Consider the following 16,208-nt stretch of genomic DNA (forward strand, 5'->3'; position numbering starts at 1 on the left):
CCAAGACCCTTCGTGACGCTCGCAAGCTCGCTCCTCAGGGAGCAGTAGAAGGGCTCGTCGCTCGCAAGCTCGCTCCTCAGGGAGCAGTAGAAGGGCTCGTCGCTCGCAAGCTCGCTCCTCAGGGAGCAGTAGAAGGGCTCGTCGCTTGCGCTCCTCAGGGAGCAATGGAGCGTCAGGAAGTGCCCGAGGTCAGCGCTCGCACGACGAGATGCAGTGCGGCAGTGGTGGTCAGCGACCGGACACGCTCGCGGTCACCGGGGAACTTGCGGGTCACGGTCACCGTGGGCCGGTCTCGAAGAGCCACACCGAAGCACACGGTGCCGACGGGTTTCGTCTCTGTGCCGCCACCCGGGCCGGCCACTCCGGTGGTCGACACCGCGACGTCGGTACCGAACCGTGCGAGCGCGCCTTCGGCCATCGCGGCGGCGACCTCCTCGCTGACGGCTCCGTGCGTGGCGATGAGCTCGGCCGGGACGTCGAGCAGATCCGACTTGGCGTCGTTGGAATAAGAGACCACGCCGCCCATCACATAGGCCGACGAGCCGGGCCGGTCGGTGAGCCGCGCCGCGACGAGTCCGCCGGTGCACGATTCGGCGGTCGCGATCAGCCTCCCGTCCAACGCTGCGACCAGCAGATCGTCGATCGTGGAACCGTCGGTCGAGAAGATCTGTCGCCCATGATGTTCGACGAGGAGGTCGAGTAGGGCGTCGTAGACCTTCACGTCGGCGGCCGCGAACCGGGTCACCATGTCGAGTTCGCCTCGTCGCAGGCAGGTGGTGATCTCGAGTTGCCCGAAGGCGGGGATCGCGGTCTCCGCCGTTCGCAGCGTCTCGGCGAGCTCCGCTTCGAGGAGACCGTAGGCGCGGATGGTCGCCTGACGGAGGTCGTCGGCGCGGGACAGGACGTCGGCGACGGCAGCCGTGGCGATCGCGGTCGGCCACATCGCCTGGAGCTCCGAGGGCGGGCCGGGCAGGACGACGATCGTCGGCACGCCGGCGGCAGCGGGGATCACGACACCCGGTGCGGTGCCGGTCGGTGGTACCGGGACCGCCCCGACCGGCACCAGGGCCTGCTTGCGGATACCCGCCCTCGTCGGACCGGACTCGACGTCGAATCCGATCCCGCGCCAACGCTGGATGATCGCGGCGATGTGCTCCTCGAGTCCGGGATCGAGGAGCAGTTCGCGGCCGCAGAACTCTGCGACGGTGGCGACGGTGAGGTCGTCGGCGGTGGGGCCGAGCCCGCCGCTGGTGACGATCAGATCAACCTGGTGCTCGGCGAGGAAGCGCAACTGCGCGGTGAGGTCGGCGTGCCGGTCGCCGCAGATCGTGATGTGGGCGACGTCCACCCCGAGTTCGAGGAGTTCCTCCGACACCCAGGGCCCGTTCTGGTCGGCGATCCGGCCGGTCAGGACTTCGGTTCCGGTGACCACGATGCCTGCGCGCACACTCACGCCGTCGAGCCTAGTGGTACCGACGCAGAACGCGCCCTCACCAGAGGGCGCGTTCCACGGGTTCGGCGAGAAAAGGGGATCAGGCCTTCTCGGCCTTCGCCTTCTCCTGCATCGACGAGCGGGCCGGGTTGGCCTGATCGTCCTTCTTGGGGTCGGACTCGTCCTGCTTCTCGGTCACCCCGGACTTGATCCGCGCACCGATGTCGGGGTCGACGCGATGCCAGTATTCGAACGCCCGCTGGAGGATCGGTTCGGAGACGCCGTTGAGGAGATGCCCGACGACGTTGTCCACGAAGCGTTCACGCTGCTCGTCGTCGAAGACCTCCCGGACCATCGTCCCCGCCTGACCCCAGTCGTCGTCCTCGGGATGGTCGACATATGCGCTGCGCAGGATCTCCCCGTTCGCCGCCCACTGCGGTTCGCCCTGGCCGGGATACAGCGCCGACGGGCCGCCCTTGGAGTTGGGTGCGTAGACCGGGTCGGGGACGTTGTGGATGCGCATCGCCCCGTCCTTCGAGTACGAATGCACTTCGTTCTTCGGCGCGTTCACCGGGATCTGCTTGTAGTTGCCGCCGATCCGGTGGCGATGGGCGTCGGCATAGGAGAACACGCGCGCGAGCAGCATGCGGTCGGGGCTGAATCCGATACCCGGCACGACGTTGTTCGGCTCGAACGCGGCCTGCTCGATCTGCGTGTGGTGATCGACCGGATTGGTGTGCAGGGTCATCGTGCCGACCTCGATCAGCGGATAGTCGCTGTGCGGCCACACCTTGGTGAGATCGAACGGGTTGAAGCGGTAGCTGACCGCATCGTCGAACGGCATCAGCTGCACCTTGAGCGTCCAGCTGGGATGGTTGCCCGCCGCGATGTTCTCGAACAGGTCGCGGGTGTGGAAATCGGTGTCCGCAGAAGCCATCTGGTCGGCCTCGTGCTGGGTGAGGTTCTCGACGCCCTGGTCGGTCTTGAAATGGTACTTGACCCAGTGCTTGACACCTTCGGCATTGACCCACAGGTAGGTGTGCGAGCTGTACCCGTTCATGTGGCGCCAGGTTTTCGGGATTCCGCGGTCGCCCATCAGCCAGGTGACCTGGTGCGCCGACTCCGGCGAGAGCGTCCAGAAGTCCCACTGCATGTCGTGGTCGCGAAGGTTGTTGTCCTGGCGGCGTTTCTGCGAACGGATGAAGTGCTGGAACTTCATCGGGTCCTTGACGAAGAAGACCGGCGTGTTGTTGCCGACCATGTCGTAGATGCCTTCTTCGGTGTAGAACTTGAGCGCGAAACCGCGCGGGTCGCGCCAGGTATCGGGGCTGCCGCGCTCGCCCGCGACGGTCGAGAATCGGGCCACCATCTCGGTTTTCACGCCCGGCTGGAACAGTGCGGCGCAGGTGTAGGCCGAGACATCCTGTGTCGTCTCGAATGTGCCGAATGCGCCACTGCCCTTGGCATGCGGCTGGCGCTCGGGGATGCGCTCGCGATTGAACTGGGCCATCTGCTCGATCAGGTAGTGATCGTGCAGGACGATCGGGCCGCCGGCGCCGACCGTCAGGGAGTGTTCGTCACTCCCGGCGGGTGCTCCCGAATCCCGGGTGGTGAACAGAGGATCGTCGGACATATCGCCTCCGAGAGGTCGTCGTATCCGTGCATGAACAACGGGACCCGAGGGCTGCAGGTCCGTTGCGCCGATCCTACGCTGACGACGTCGGCGGGACGCCGATCCCGAATTCCCGCAGCACCGCCTCGGTGTGCTGCCCGAGCGCCGGCACCGGGCCCATCGCGAGTTCGACGTCGTCGAACGTCAGCGGCGGCAGGAGCGCTCGTACCGGGCCGACCTCGGTGTCCACCTCTCGCCAGCGGTCGCGCTCACTCAGCTGCGGATGCGCGACGACGCCTTCGAGGTCTCGGATCTCGGCGGCGGGAATGCCCGCGTCGGCGAGGCGACGGTCGAGCTCATCGGTGGTGAAGCGTTTGGTCTCCGCGCCGATCGCGGCGTCGACCTCGGCTCGCCGGGAGACCCGCTCGATGTTGGTGCGATAGCGGGGGTCGTCGGCCAGATCCGGGCGGTCGAGGGCCACGCGGGTGAGCGTGTCCCAGCCGCGGTCGTTCTGGACCCCGATGAGGATGTCGCCGTCGGCGGTCGGGTACTTGTCGTAGGGCACGATGGCCGCATGTCCGAGCCCGGCGCGGGCGATCTGTCGGCCGCCGTACAGGCGCATGTACATCGGGTGGCCCATCCATTCGACCGTGGCGTCGAACATCGCCACGGAGACCCGCGCGCCTACTCCGGTGGTGGCGCGTCGGAACAGCGCCGACAGTACGGAGGTCAGTGCGTACATACCGGCTGCGATGTCCGAGGTCGGGATGCCCGTCTTCGACATCTCGTCGGGCGTCCCGGTCACCGAGATCAGTCCGGCCTCGGCCTGGACCAGCATGTCGTAGGCCTTGCGGTCGCGATACGGGCCGGCGTCGCCGTACCCGGACATGTCGACGACCACGAGTTCCGGGTGGTCCTCCCGCAGATCGTCGGCGGCCAGTCCGAGCCGGGCGGCCGCGCCGGGGGCGAGGTTCTGGACGAAGACGTCGGCCCCCGCGATCAGGGTTCGGAGGGCGTCGCGACCGCTCTCGGTCTTGAGGTCGAGTGCGACCGACTCCTTGCCGCGGTTGAGCCACACGAAGTGAGAACCGACTTCGCCGCGCACCGCCGCGTCGTAGTGCCTCGCGAAGTCACCGTCACCGACCCGTTCCACCTTGATGATCCGCGCGCCGAGGTCGGCGAGGTGTCGGGTGGCCAGCGGTGCGGCGACGGCCTGCTCGAGCGCCACCACGGTGATGCCCTCGAGGGGCAGTAGTCCTTCGTCCTGAGTCACCGGCCAAGGATCGCCGACGGTGCCACGCCCGTCAACGAGCACCCTCGCCGGCCTCCGGGTCGTTGGTGGCCTCGGTGAGACGGTGCAGCAGGTACGTGAGCGTCCGGATGTCGTCGGGGTCCCACTGGGCCAGCCGTGCACGCCAATCGGCGACCGCCGAGGCGAGCACGGCGTCGATGCGTTCGCGACCGTGATCCGTGAGGGTGACCACGCGGGCGCGGGCATCGCGCGGGTCCGGATGGCGCTCGGCGAGCCCGAGCCGCACGATCGCGTCGATCTGACGCGTCACGGTCGACTTCTCCATGCCGACGGCGGTGACCAGATCCGACATGGGCATCGAATTGTGCCGGGCCAGCACGGTGATCAGCGGGTAGCACGACGGGTCCAGTCGCGGGTCGATGGCGCGGGCACGCAATCGGGTGCGCACCCGGCCACGTCGCCAGAAATCGGTGAGTTCGGCCTCGAGGCCGCTGATCGAATCCCGGCCGGTGGGGTCGCCGGCCGACGCGGTCATCTCCGAACCCATGCCGGTCAGGTTACCCAGCCGAGGTGGGGGAGGCGACGTGGGACAACTCGCGCACGTGGTGCACGATCGACAGGTGACCTCCGTACAGCGCACCAAGCCGAATGCCTGGGAGTACGTGAAGTACGCCTATGGGGCCCGTCTGCCGAAGTCGATGCTCGGCTGGGTGACCAACGACCTGGCCGGCCCGGGTGCGTCGGTACGCATGGTGGTCCGCTGGGCGGTGCCGTGCATCATCGTGCTGACCCCGATGCTGTTCGTCCCGGCCGATTGGGGCGTCCGGATCACGATGACGATGCCGATCCTGCTGGCCTACCTCTTCTTCTCGATCGCGTTGAACCGCGTCTACCGACGCCACCGGCTCGTCCAGCACGGTCTCGATCCCGATCTGATCAACAAGCTCGAGCGCGAGAAGAACTCGGACCTCTACGACGAGTACCACCGCAAGTACCGCGGTGAGCGCCGACGGCCGGGCCGGCCCGGCTAGACCGGTACCACTCTCGCCCGGTACGCAGTTCTCAGTACAGGTAGTCCTCGCCGCTGGCCCTGACCGTCACGTCGGACAGGCTGATCCCCCACGGCTGATCGATGACATGAAGGACCGCCCGGGCGAGATCCGCCGGGGTGATGAGCCAGTACTTCACCGAGTCGACATCGACGAGTTCGTCGGGCAGCGTGCCCTGCATCAGCTCCGTGATGTGCTCGCGGTACGACGCCGCACGTTGCCCGACGATCCCGCGGATCGCGCGGTCGTTGACGATCCAGCTCGCCAGGTTGGTGCCCGCCACGCCGGTCGGTTTCACCGTCGTCACCTTGATCTTGCCCTTGGCCTCGATGCGTAACGAGTCCGACAGCATCGTCACCGCGGCCTTGGTCGCGCTGTAGACACCCGAGCCCTCGAAGCCGCCGTTGCCGTAGATCGACGCGATGTTGACCACCTGACCCCGGCCCTGCGCGATCATCTGGTCGTACACCGCCGAGATGCCGTTCACGACGCCCTTGATGTTGATGTCGATCGCCCGGTGCCACTTCTCCCAGGCCCGCTCGTGGTCGGCGAAGAACGCCAGCGGCATCACCCCGGCGTTGTTGACGATCACGTCGATCGCGCCGAACCGGTCGACGGCCGACGCCGCGGCACCCTTCATCTGGTTCATGTCGGTGACGTCGGCGACATGTGCGACAGCCGATCCGCCGGTGGCGGTGATGCCGTCGACGACCGCGGTGAGCCCGTCGGCGTCGATGTCCACACCGACGATGTGAGCGCCCTGCGCCGCGCACATCTCCGCGATCTCCTTGCCGAAACCGCCTCCGGCACCGGTGATGATGATGGTCTTGCCCTGCAGATGATCAGACATGCAACTCCCCGCCCCGCGACAAATGGTCGCGTCATCCTAGCGTTCCGTTGCCGCCTGCTCGGTGAACTCCCCGTCCTCTCTTCGTTCTTCGGCACTCGGCCACGATCCCGACCAGGTCCACGTGAGCGCGGCGCGCCGCACTCACGCCCGCGCATCGGCCGTACACCGATCGCGGCCCTACCCACGCCCGCGACGATTCAGTCACATGACTGAAGGGCTTGTCAAGGGTTGCATCGGCAATGTCCCCGATCACCACTGGTCACCGAAGTGGCCCTTGACACACGGGTCGTCCATGGCAAATCCTGTGTCGCGACGGCCACGCCCCCGGTCCGTCCCGCGCGGAGTCCTCGACCCGCGACCAAGTTCTCCACCGTCTCTCGAGCTGCCGAATCGCCAAGCGCCCGGCGCCATCTCGCGCGCCGAACGACAGGAGAACCATGACCGGGGTATCACCGACGAGACGTACCTTCCTGCGAGCGGCGGCGATGACCGCGGCGGGTTCGGCGGCCGCGGCCGTCACCGCAGCCGGACCGGCCTCGGGCGATCCGTCGCGACGCATCCGGCGGACACACGAAGAGCATCGGGTGGTGATCGTCGGCTCGGGATTCGGCGGTGGCGTCGCGGCCCTCCGACTCGCGCAGGCAGGCGTGCCGGTCCTGTTGCTCGAGCGGGGCCGGCGGTGGCCGACGGGTCCGAACTCGGAGACCTTCCCGCGTGCGTCGAGTCCGGACAAGCGGATGCTGTGGCACGAGTCGACCCCGAACCTGTTCGGCAAACCGCTGAGCGTCGAACCCTATGTGGGACTGTTCGAGTCGGTCGCCGGCGTCAACATGACCGCACTCTGCCCGGCCGGCCTCGGCGGTGGTTCCCTGGTCTACCAGGGCATGACACTGCAACCGAGCGAGGCGGTGTTCAACGCGCACTTCCCGAACGCACTCGACTGGCAACTGATGAACCGCGTGCACTACCCGCGGGTCGCGCGGATGCTGAAGGTCGCGGTGGCGCCCGACGCGGTGGTGCGTTCCCCGCAATACCTGGCACCGCGACAGTTCGCGAAACGGGTTCGGGCCGAGGGGCTTCCGCTACAGAAGATCCCGATGCCGATCGACTGGGGGTATGCCGCGGCCGAACTGCGTGGCGAGATGAAGCCCGCCTACACCAACGGCGACGGCGCCATCGGCGTGAACAACGGTGGCAAGCACAGCGTCGACGTCACCTATATCCGCGAGGCCGAGGCGACCGGGCGGGTTCAAGTCCGAACTTTGCACACCGTGCGGCAGGTCGCCCGCCGACCCGACGGCCGCTGGTCCCTCGAGATCGAACGCACCGACGAGTCCGGAAAAGTGTTGGAGCACAAAGAACTGATCGCTGGGACGCTCATCCTGTCGGCGGGCAGCGTGAACACGACCAAGCTGCTGGTGAAGGCGCGCGCGACCGGAACCGTGCCGGGCCTGCCCGACGGAGTGGGGCACGGATGGGGCACCAACGCCGACCGGATCTACACCTGGACCAGCCCCAGTATCGACTTCGGGTCGGTACAGGGCGGACCGGTGGTCTTCGGCAGCCCCAACTGGAGTGATCCGAAGAGCGCGTTCACCGTCATCCAGGCATCGCTGCCGCCGCTACCCGTGTACGCCGGCACCACGATGATGGTCGGCTTCGGGGTGAGCTCGGGCCGCGGCGTCATCTCCTATGACTCGGCGATCTCCGAAGCGGTGGTCCGCTGGCCACACGAGGGCGATTCGGAGATCCAGACCAAGCACATCGACCGGACCGTACGCCGGATCGCCGGACCCGACGCCATCCTGACCGACACCAATGCGGTGTTCCCCTCGACCTGGCACGCGCTCGGCGGGGCCAACATGGGTGCGGTGTGCGACCTCGAGGGACGCGTCCACGACCAGCCCGGGCTCTACGTCATCGACGGCGCACTCATGCCGGGCACCACCGCGGCCTGCAATCCGTCGATGACCATCGCGGCGGTCGCCGAGCGCGCGCTCGACCGGATCGTCGCCCACGATGTCGGCACGGTCATCTGATCACCGGGAGGTGACCGGCGCGAGCCACATCCCGGTCAGCGCGTCGACGACGAGGTCGCGTTCGTGCTGCCACGGGGCAGTTCGAGTCCCGCCGGCCTCGGCGACCCGCTCGATGTCGGCGAGCGCGTTCACGATCGTGTGGCGCGTCAGGTTGTTGCGCACCTCGAGCACGTCGTCGGGAAAGGTCGGCAAGGTGGCGTAGAACCGGTCGAGGATCGTCACGAGGACTTCCGATCGCGCGGTCTCCTCGTAGAGCAGGGCGGTCGCGGACGGGTCACTCGACACCTGGGCGAAGAACCGGGCGAAGTAGCTCGGCGCGCCGATCTGTGCGAGGTACTCGACCTCGGGCCCGACGAGGCAGCGGAGCCAGTCGCGGACCCCGGGGTCGGGGCCGACCTCCGACAGGCACTTCTGGCGTAGCCGCTCGATCGGGACGTTGTGCGAGGTCAGGGTGGCGCGGAGGAGATCGTCCTTGGAACCGAAGTGATGACCGACGGCATAGTTGTTGCCCTGACCGGCTGCCTTGCTGATCTGGCGACTGGACACGGCCGCGACCCCGTTCAGGGCGATCAGTTTCTCGGCCGCCTCGATCAGCAGCGCACGAGTGCGGGCAGACTGCTCCGTCTTCCCTTCGCTCATGGGTAGATGATGCCCTACCGACCCCGGCTGCACGGGAAGTCGCAGCGCGAGTGGACACCCGGGCCTAAGGTGGATCGACGAATGCCCGGATGATCGACCGTCCGACCGGCCACCGGTCGCAGGACCCGACTGTTGGGAGGACCAGATGGCGAGTGCGCCTCCGGCCACGGCGAATCTACGAGAACTGACGCTCCGAGGTGCCGTCCTCGGTGGCATCATCACGTTGGTCTTCACCGCCGCCAACGTCTACCTCGGACTCAAGGTGGGCCTCACGTTCGCCACCGCGATCCCGGCCGCCGTCATCTCGATGAGCATCCTGCGGTACTTCGCCAACCACTCGGTGGTCGAGAACAACATCGTCCAGACCATCGCGTCCGCCGCCGGCACGCTGTCGGCGATCATCTTCGTCATTCCCGGTCTGGTCATCATCGGGTGGTGGACGGGATTCCCGTACTGGATCACGGTGGCGGTCTGCGCGATCGGCGGAATCCTCGGCGTCATGTACTCGATCCCGCTGCGGCGCGCGCTGGTCACCGGCTCCGACCTGCCCTACCCGGAAGGCGTTGCGGCAGCGGAGGTGCTGAAGGTCGGCGATTCCGCGGGCGGCGCCGCGGAGAACAAGGCCGGTCTGCGCACGATCGTCATCGGATCGCTCGCGTCGGCCGGTTTCGCCTTGCTCACCAAACTCCAGGTCCTCAGCGATTCGATCTCGACGACGATCAGGATCGGCACGGGCGGAACATTGTTCAGTGCCGGGCTGTCGATGTCGCTGATCGGCATCGGCCATCTCGTCGGGGTCACCGTGGGCATCGCCATGCTCGTCGGGGTGGTGATCTCCTATGTCGTACTGCTCCCCATCGAGACCCAGGGGCGCACGGCGGGGGAGGATTTCGGCGACGCCGTCAGCTCGATCTTCGCCAACGACGTGCGCCTCATCGGGGCCGGGGCGATCGCCATCGCGGCCGTCTGGACGCTGATCAAGGTCATCGGGCCGATCGTGCGCGGAATCCGGGCGGCCATGGTCTCCTCGCGATCGCGCCGGGAGGGGGTCACGGTCGACATCACCGAGCGGGACATGCCGATCAACATCGTCGGCGGCAGCATCCTCGTGCTGCTGATCCCGATCGGAATCCTGTTGTGGGATTTCGTGCACGACACGGTTCTGGAGGGTAGTGCCACCGGGATCATCGTGGTCAGCATCGTCTTCGTGTTCGTCATCGGACTGGCCGTCGCGTCGGTGTGCGGCTACATGGCGGGCCTGATCGGGTCGTCGAACAGCCCCATCTCGGGCGTGGGCATCCTGGTGGTTCTCATCGCCGCACTGCTCGTGAAGCTGACCTTCGGGCCGGCGGACGCCTCGCAGACCGACGCGCTCATCGCCTACACGCTGTTCACCGCCGCGGTCGTCTTCGGCGTCGCGACCATCTCCAACGACAACCTGCAGGACCTCAAGACCGGTCAGCTCGTCGGGGCGACACCGTGGAAACAGCAGGTGGCCCTGATCATCGGCGTGCTGTTCGGATCGGCCGTGATCCCGCCGATCCTGCAGCTGATGTACGAGGCCTTCGGGTTCGTCGGCGCGCCCGGTGCGACCGAGGACGCGCTTGCGGCACCCCAGGCCGGGCTGCTGACGACCCTCGCGCAAGGCGTCCTGGGAGCGGACCTCAACTGGGGACTCGTCGGAATCGGTGCGCTGATCGGCGCCGTGGTGATCGTGATCGACGAACTCCTCGGTCGCGCAGGGCGTTTCCGGCTGCCCCCGCTGGCGGTCGGGATGGGCATGTACCTGCCGATGTCGGTCGTCCTGGTCATCCCGATCGGCGCCTTCATCGGTCACTTCTACAACCGGTGGGCCGAACGCAGTGGTGGCGCGGTGGAACACAAGAAGCGGATGGGTGTCCTGCTCGCCACCGGCCTCATCGTCGGCGAGGCGCTCTTCGGTGTGGTCTTCGCCGGGATCGTGGCGGCCACGGGTGACGACTCGGCGCTGGCGATCGTGGGCGACGGATTCGGGACCTGGGCGCAGATCCTCGGCGTCATCGTGTTCGCCGCGACCATCGCCCTTCTCTACGATCGTGTCCGCAAGATCGCCACCGCGAGCGGGACGTCGACGACGACCGCCGGTACTCCGAAGGAGTGAGATGGGAGAAGGAACACTGACGGGCGCCATCAGCGACTTCACGGCCGGCGCCGACCATCTGACGCGGCTGGTGGAACTCATCGCCGACGATCGCTGGGACGGACCGGGTCTCGGCGAGTGGTCGCTGCGATCTCTGGTCGGCCACGCGAGCAGATCGCTGACGACGGTCGTCACCTACCTGGCCGAACCCGGTGGTGATGTCCAATTGGGCTCGACAGCAACTTATTTCGCGTCGATCCGAGGTTATGGCGACCCCGCGTCGGTCCGGCAGCGAGGAGTGGACGCCGGGCTGGCACTGGGTGATGACCCGCGCGCCGGCGTCCGCGAGCGGCGGGCACAGGCCGTCGATGCCCTGTCGGGAACTGACGATCGGCCCCTGACGACACCGTTCGGTGGCATCATGTTGTCCGACTATCTGCCCACCCGGACCTTCGAACTCGCGGTGCACGGTCTCGACATCTCGCGGGCGATCGGTTCCGATCTCCCGCTGCCGGCCGAAGTGCTGGCGTCAGCGCTGTCGACGGCGGCCGCCACTGCTCTGCTCACCGGTCAGGGCGAGCAGGCGTTGCTCACCCTGACCGGTCGCGAATCCGCACCGTTGTCAGTCGTCTGACGTTCCCAACGGGGCGGTCAGCTCGCGACGTTCGTGCGCGCGAACTCGGCGACGATCGCGGCGTTGAAGGCGGCGAGGTCGTCGGGCTTGCGGCTGGTGATCAGCACGTTGTCCCCGTCGCGGCACGTCACGACCTCCTCGTCGACCCAGGTGCCGCCGGCGTTGATGACATCGGTGCGCACACTCGGGAACGACGTGAGGGTGCGGCCGCGGACAACGTCGGCCTCGATCAGGGTCCAGGGCGCGTGGCAGATGGCCGCGACCGGCTTGCCGGCGTCGAAGAAGCCGCGCACGAAGCGGACCGCGGGTTCCGACGTACGCAGGAAATCCGGGTTCGCGACACCGCCCGGCAGGACCAGCGCGTCGAAGTCCATCACCCGGGCGTCTTCGAGGGCAGTGTCGACGGGGAAGGTGTCGGCCTTGTCGAGGTGGTTGAACGCCTGCACCGTGCCGGACTCGGTGGACACCAGGACGGGCTTGCCGCCACACGCTTCGACGGACTTCCACGGTTCGGTGAGTTCGATCTGCTCGGCGCCCTCCGAGGCGACCAGGAAAGCGATCGTGGTGCCGTTCAGTTCTTCGGCCATGGCCGTACCTCCTTGTACGCGCCGACTACGGCATCGGCGCCTCGCCGGATCCGGTACCCGCGGGTGTCGTGCACCAAACGGCCGCACCCCGCCCGGGCGTGACCCGGGCGGAGTGTGTTGAATGTCCCCGGACGACGACTGGGAGGTAGTGGTGGGCGGTTTCGACGGCGTCGCGACGCTGGTCCATCTGGCACGCGGCGGACAGATCGGCGAGTCCCACGAGACGCCGCACACGGTGATCGCCGACGGACCGCACCGCACGCTGCGGCGGTACGGCACCGACGACGAGGTGATCGCGGCCGTGGGCACTGGACGGCGACCGGTGCTGCTGATCCCGCCGCTCGCGGTGTCCACGTCGTGTTACGACCTCGCCGACGGCCTGTCGGTGGTGCAGTTCCTCCTGTCGACCGGCCGGGTCCCGTACGTGCTCGACTTCGGCGACATGACCCGCGCCGACCGACACCTCGGGTTCGCCGACTTCTTCGACGACATCGTTCCCGGCGCCGTCGCCGCGACCGTCGCGGACTTCTACGGCAGCGCCGATGACAGTGACGCCGATGTGGCACGAGATGCCACCGAGGTCGATCTCCTCGCATGGAGTATCGGAGGGACCATCAGCCTGCTGACCGCCGCTGCGAACCCGGATCTGCCGGTGGCGTCGGTCGTCGCGGTCGGGACCCCTCTCGACTACTCCAAGGTTCCGCCCTATCCGCTGGTCAAGACTCTGATGAAGCCGGTCGGCACCGCGCCGGTGAGGCTGGCGCTGCGGGCGCTCGGCGGAATCCCGGCCCCGCTGGTCCGCCTCGCCTACCGGGGCACGGCGTGGCAGCGGGAACTCAAGAAGCCGGGCTACATCCTGCGCAACGCCGACGACACCGACGCGCTGACCCGGATGAAGGCCATCGACCGGTTTCAGGAGACGATGCCCGGCTATCCGGGCAAGGTGTCCGAGCAGATGTGGGAGAACTTCATCATGCGCGGCGAACTGGCCGACGGGGTGCTCGACTTCGGCGGACGGGTCGTCGACCTCGGCGAGGTCGCGGTACCGGTGGCGCTGTTCGGCAGTCACCGGGACGCGATCGTCAGCTGGGCCGCCGCCCACCACGGGGTGGATCTGCTCTCCGGGGCGCCGCGCGTCGAGTTCACCACGGTGGAGACAAGCCATCTGGGATTGATCGCCGGGTCTGCCGCGGTGGAGCGGACGTGGCCACGCATCGACGAGTTCCTGACGTCGGTGCACGCCGTTCGTAGATGAAAAAACCTTCATCTTCGACTCATGGACGGCTCACCGGCGTCCGACAGAGTTGTTGACATGAACTTCTCACGAGTACTCGCCACCATCGCCCTCGGTGCGCTCGCGGTTGCCGTCGTGACCGCCAGCTTCTTCCTCATCCGCTCGCCCGAACCGAACCTGGCCTCCGACGCCGTATCCGTGGACGTGTCGTCCCAGACACCGGAGGCACAGACTGCTCCGGCACAGTCGCCGCAGGCCCAGACCCCGCCGCCGGCGGCCCCGGTGCCCCAGATCCCGGCCGGCGCGCCGGTGCAGCGGGCCGTCCCACCGAATCTGAGCTCCGATGACGACGACTGGTGTGACCCGAACTCGGCTCATCGTGACGATGACTGTGACGATTGGGACGACAACGACCGGGACGACAAGGACGACTGGGATGACCAGAACGACGACTGGGACGATGACATCGATGACGGCCAGGACGACTGACGACGCGACAACGGATCCAACCGGCGCCGGGAGCGGAGCGAGCGGGCCGAATCCAGCCGGCGCCGGGAGCGGAGCGAGCGGGCCGAATCCAGCCGAGAGTGCGGGTGTGCGCCAGCGCCCCGCGCTCTCGGCGCGTTGGCGTATCACTGCCTGGATCATGCTCACCACGTTCCTGTTGCTGGCGGTGGTGTTCGTGGTGACGCGCAACCTGTTGCTCCGCGACGTCGACACACGCGTGAACAACTACGTCGCCCAGGAGGCAAGCGAGTTCCGGACGTTCGCGGCCGAGGGGGTCGACCCGACGACGACGGAACCGTTCACCTCGGTGTCGCGGCTGCTCGAAGTGTTCCTGTCGCGGCAGTCGGCCGGTGAGGGCGAGGTCATGGCCGGCGTCGTCGGTGACACCGAGATCCTCGAACTGCCGGGCAACGCCTGGCCGGCCCCGGGCGAGGGGCGCCGCGTCCTCGACGAACTGCGGGCCCAGAGCGGGGCGGCCGGGGTGTTGATGACTGCGCACGGCGAGATCCGCTGGGGCAAAGTGGATCTGACGCCTGTCGGCGGCGGCTCGGCCGACCCGGCGTCGGGCGCGTCGCAACCGGGGACCTTCATCGTCGGCATCTACACCGACCCGGGCAGGGAACTGGTCGACCGTACGATGCGAGTGCTGGCGATCGTCGGCCTGGCCGGGATGATCGTCACCACCGGTGTGGCGTATCTGGTCGCAGGCCGGATCCTGGCGCCGGTCCGCAGCGTGCGGATGGTTGCCGCGGAGATCAGCGAGAACGATCTCACCGCACGAGTTCCGGTCATCGGACGTGATGACGTGGCCGCGCTGGCCCAGACCTTCAACGCGATGCTGGACCGTATCGAGGATGCCTACACGACGCAGCGGCAGTTCGTCGACGACGCCGGGCACGAACTGCGGACCCCGATCACGGTCGTGCGCGGCCACCTCGAATTGTTGCCCGACGATCCGGAGGAGAGGCGCAAGACCCTCGATCTCGTGGACAGCGAGCTGGGTCGGATGGGTCGCATCGTCGGAGATCTGCTCATGTTGGCGAAGTCCGAGCAGCCCGACTTCGTGGTGGCCAAGCCGACCGACGCGGCGCAGCTGATGCTGGACATCGAGTCCAAGGTGCAGCCGCTCGGTGATCGTCAGTGGTTGCTGATGGAGGTCGCCGAAGGTCCGTGCAACGTGGATCACGAGCGGATCACCCAGGCGATGCTGCAGTACGCCTCCAACGCGGTCAGGCACACCCGCGACGGTTCCGTCATTCAGCTGGGCTCACGCTTCGCCGGCGTCGGAGCGCAGCGGCACCTGTCGATCTGGATCACCGACGACGGTCCGGGAATCGAGCAGGAGGACGCGGCGCGGATCTTCGAGCGGTTCCAGCGCGGGCAGTCGGCGTCGGCGCCGCAGCACTCGTCCGGTGCCGGGCTGGGACTGGCGATCGTGCGAGCAATCGCCGACGCCCATCACGGAATCGCATGGGTACGTAGCATTCCCGGGCACGGTGCCACGTTCGGCATCGACGTACCGGTTCCCGACATCACCACCTACGTCGACACAGCGTCGTCGGTACCAGCAGAAGGAGAGCGGCGATGAGCCGGGTTCTGATCGCCGAGGACGATGCGAGGATCGCCTCGTTCATCGGCAACGGACTGCGAGCGGCCGGGTACAGCACCGAGCACGTGTCCGACGGCTTGTCGGCGCTCGAGGCCGTGCGCAGCGGTGGTTTCGACATGGTCGTCCTCGATATCGGTCTCCCGGCGATGGACGGGTTCGATGTCCTGTATTCCATGCGCGGCGAGGGGATCACGACGCCGGTCGTGGTACTCACCGCCCGGGACAGCGTGAGTGACACGGTGAACGGCCTCGAGTGCGGGGCCAACGACTACATGACCAAGCCCTTCCAGTTCGCCGAGTTGCTGGCGCGCATCCGGTTGCGGCTCGTCGACGATTCGGCGGTCGCGTCGGAGAACCTGCTGTCCGCCGGGGACCTGCGTCTGGACCTGAAGTCCAGGCGCGCACGGGTGGGGACGGAGACGTTCGACCTCACCGCTCGCGAGTTCGCGTTGCTGGAAGTGTTTCTGCGGCATCCGGATCAGGTGTTGTCACGCGAGCAGATCCTCGGTCACGTATGGGGTTACGATTTCGATCCGGCGTCGAATGTCGTCGACGTCTATGTTCGCGCCCTGCGGAACAAGATCGGTTCTCACCGGTTGGAGACGGTGCGCGGCATGGGTTATCGGCTGCGCGCTTCGAACTAGC

General features: G+C 67.5%; 15 protein-coding genes. 8 read left to right on the forward strand and 7 right to left on the reverse strand.

Translation table 11 applies throughout. From position 1 onward, the window contains the following. Positions 1-172: 172 nt before the first annotated feature. The 4 genes from M4D77_RS15190 to M4D77_RS15205 form a co-directional block, all read right to left on the reverse strand. Positions 173-1,453, reverse strand: a complete 1,281-nt coding sequence (locus M4D77_RS15190; protein WP_259936594.1) for a competence/damage-inducible protein A — start codon at positions 1,451-1,453, stop codon at positions 173-175. Positions 1,454-1,532: 79 nt separating this feature from the next. Further along, positions 1,533-3,065 carry a catalase gene (locus tag M4D77_RS15195; RefSeq protein WP_259936595.1) on the reverse strand — a complete coding sequence of 511 codons (1,533 nt, stop codon included), beginning with the start codon at positions 3,063-3,065 and terminating at the stop codon, positions 1,533-1,535. A gap of 73 nt (positions 3,066-3,138) precedes the next feature. After that, positions 3,139-4,317: a CaiB/BaiF CoA-transferase family protein gene (locus M4D77_RS15200; protein WP_259936596.1), complete on the reverse strand. Its 1,179-nt coding sequence runs from the start codon at positions 4,315-4,317 to the stop codon at positions 3,139-3,141. 31 nt (positions 4,318-4,348) lie between these two features. After that, complete coding sequence (locus M4D77_RS15205; protein ID WP_259936597.1) at positions 4,349-4,843, reverse strand: MarR family winged helix-turn-helix transcriptional regulator; 495 nt, start codon at positions 4,841-4,843, stop codon at positions 4,349-4,351. 55 nt (positions 4,844-4,898) lie between these two features. On the opposite strand from M4D77_RS15205, the gene M4D77_RS15210 reads away from it, so the two are divergent. Continuing rightward, positions 4,899-5,327 (forward strand): DUF5313 domain-containing protein, encoded by a 429-nt coding sequence (locus M4D77_RS15210; RefSeq protein ID WP_396266590.1) that lies wholly within the window; start codon positions 4,899-4,901, stop codon positions 5,325-5,327. A 31-nt stretch (positions 5,328-5,358) separates the two neighbouring features. Here M4D77_RS15210 and M4D77_RS15215 read toward each other — a convergent pair whose 3' ends face one another. After that, positions 5,359-6,195 carry an SDR family oxidoreductase gene (locus tag M4D77_RS15215; RefSeq protein WP_259936599.1) on the reverse strand — a complete coding sequence of 279 codons (837 nt, stop codon included), beginning with the start codon at positions 6,193-6,195 and terminating at the stop codon, positions 5,359-5,361. 437 nt (positions 6,196-6,632) lie between these two features. Here M4D77_RS15215 and M4D77_RS15220 point away from each other — a divergent pair, with 437 nt between their 5' ends. Next, the gene (locus tag M4D77_RS15220; RefSeq protein WP_259936600.1) at positions 6,633-8,234 is read left to right on the forward strand and encodes a GMC oxidoreductase; all 1,602 of its coding nucleotides are present in this window, start codon (positions 6,633-6,635) and stop codon (positions 8,232-8,234) included. On the opposite strand, the gene M4D77_RS15225 is transcribed toward M4D77_RS15220, so the two are convergent. Continuing rightward, complete coding sequence (locus M4D77_RS15225) at positions 8,235-8,873, reverse strand: TetR/AcrR family transcriptional regulator (RefSeq protein WP_259936601.1); 639 nt, start codon at positions 8,871-8,873, stop codon at positions 8,235-8,237. 145 nt (positions 8,874-9,018) lie between these two features. On the opposite strand from M4D77_RS15225, the gene M4D77_RS15230 reads away from it, so the two are divergent. Then, positions 9,019-11,013, forward strand: coding sequence for an OPT family oligopeptide transporter (locus M4D77_RS15230; protein ID WP_259936602.1), 1,995 nt, complete (start codon positions 9,019-9,021; stop codon positions 11,011-11,013). 1 nt (position 11,014) lies between these two features. Further along, positions 11,015-11,626 carry a maleylpyruvate isomerase N-terminal domain-containing protein gene (locus M4D77_RS15235; RefSeq protein ID WP_259936603.1) on the forward strand — a complete coding sequence of 204 codons (612 nt, stop codon included), beginning with the start codon at positions 11,015-11,017 and terminating at the stop codon, positions 11,624-11,626. Positions 11,627-11,643: 17 nt separating this feature from the next. Here the strand turns inward: M4D77_RS15235 and M4D77_RS15240 are convergent, their stop codons facing one another. Continuing rightward, the gene (locus tag M4D77_RS15240; RefSeq protein ID WP_259936604.1) at positions 11,644-12,213 is read right to left on the reverse strand and encodes a type 1 glutamine amidotransferase domain-containing protein; all 570 of its coding nucleotides are present in this window, start codon (positions 12,211-12,213) and stop codon (positions 11,644-11,646) included. Positions 12,214-12,364: 151 nt separating this feature from the next. On the opposite strand from M4D77_RS15240, the gene M4D77_RS15245 reads away from it, so the two are divergent. The 4 genes from M4D77_RS15245 to M4D77_RS15260 all read left to right on the forward strand — a co-directional run bounded on the left by M4D77_RS15245 (position 12,365) and on the right by M4D77_RS15260 (position 16,207). Then, complete coding sequence (locus M4D77_RS15245) at positions 12,365-13,468, forward strand: alpha/beta hydrolase (RefSeq protein ID WP_259936616.1); 1,104 nt, start codon at positions 12,365-12,367, stop codon at positions 13,466-13,468. Positions 13,469-13,525: 57 nt separating this feature from the next. After that, on the forward strand, positions 13,526-13,936 hold the full coding sequence (locus M4D77_RS15250) for a hypothetical protein (RefSeq protein ID WP_259936605.1): 411 nt from the start codon (positions 13,526-13,528) through the stop codon (positions 13,934-13,936). A 157-nt stretch (positions 13,937-14,093) separates the two neighbouring features. Continuing rightward, entirely contained in the window at positions 14,094-15,542 is a 1,449-nt protein-coding gene (locus M4D77_RS15255; protein WP_259936617.1) for an ATP-binding protein, read from the forward strand. After that, positions 15,539-16,207 (forward strand): response regulator transcription factor, encoded by a 669-nt coding sequence (locus M4D77_RS15260; RefSeq protein ID WP_259936606.1) that lies wholly within the window; start codon positions 15,539-15,541, stop codon positions 16,205-16,207. The genes M4D77_RS15255 and M4D77_RS15260 overlap by 4 nt, the downstream gene beginning before the upstream one ends. The last annotated feature ends 1 nt before the right edge of the window (position 16,208 follow it).

Origin of the sequence: Gordonia sp. p3-SID1431 (assembly GCF_025143765.1) — a bacterium.
Classification (GTDB): Bacteria; Actinomycetota; Actinomycetes; order Mycobacteriales; family Mycobacteriaceae; genus Gordonia; species Gordonia hongkongensis.

What these genes read in the sequence shown, in the direction of transcription:
- M4D77_RS15255 (WP_259936617.1), top strand. Translation starts at nt 14,094, where the DNA reads ATGCTCACCACGTTCCTGTTGCTGGCGGTGGTGTTCGTGGTGACGCGC.
- M4D77_RS15205 (WP_259936597.1), bottom strand. Translation starts at nt 4,843, where the DNA reads ATGGGTTCGGAGATGACCGCGTCGGCCGGCGACCCCACCGGCCGGGAT.
- M4D77_RS15225 (WP_259936601.1), bottom strand. Translation starts at nt 8,873, where the DNA reads ATGAGCGAAGGGAAGACGGAGCAGTCTGCCCGCACTCGTGCGCTGCTG.
- M4D77_RS15240 (WP_259936604.1), bottom strand. Translation starts at nt 12,213, where the DNA reads ATGGCCGAAGAACTGAACGGCACCACGATCGCTTTCCTGGTCGCCTCG.
- M4D77_RS15215 (WP_259936599.1), bottom strand. Translation starts at nt 6,195, where the DNA reads ATGTCTGATCATCTGCAGGGCAAGACCATCATCATCACCGGTGCCGGA.
- M4D77_RS15195 (WP_259936595.1), bottom strand. Translation starts at nt 3,065, where the DNA reads ATGTCCGACGATCCTCTGTTCACCACCCGGGATTCGGGAGCACCCGCC.
- M4D77_RS15250 (WP_259936605.1), top strand. Translation starts at nt 13,526, where the DNA reads ATGAACTTCTCACGAGTACTCGCCACCATCGCCCTCGGTGCGCTCGCG.
- M4D77_RS15235 (WP_259936603.1), top strand. Translation starts at nt 11,015, where the DNA reads ATGGGAGAAGGAACACTGACGGGCGCCATCAGCGACTTCACGGCCGGC.
- M4D77_RS15260 (WP_259936606.1), top strand. Translation starts at nt 15,539, where the DNA reads ATGAGCCGGGTTCTGATCGCCGAGGACGATGCGAGGATCGCCTCGTTC.
- M4D77_RS15230 (WP_259936602.1), top strand. Translation starts at nt 9,019, where the DNA reads ATGGCGAGTGCGCCTCCGGCCACGGCGAATCTACGAGAACTGACGCTC.
- M4D77_RS15220 (WP_259936600.1), top strand. Translation starts at nt 6,633, where the DNA reads ATGACCGGGGTATCACCGACGAGACGTACCTTCCTGCGAGCGGCGGCG.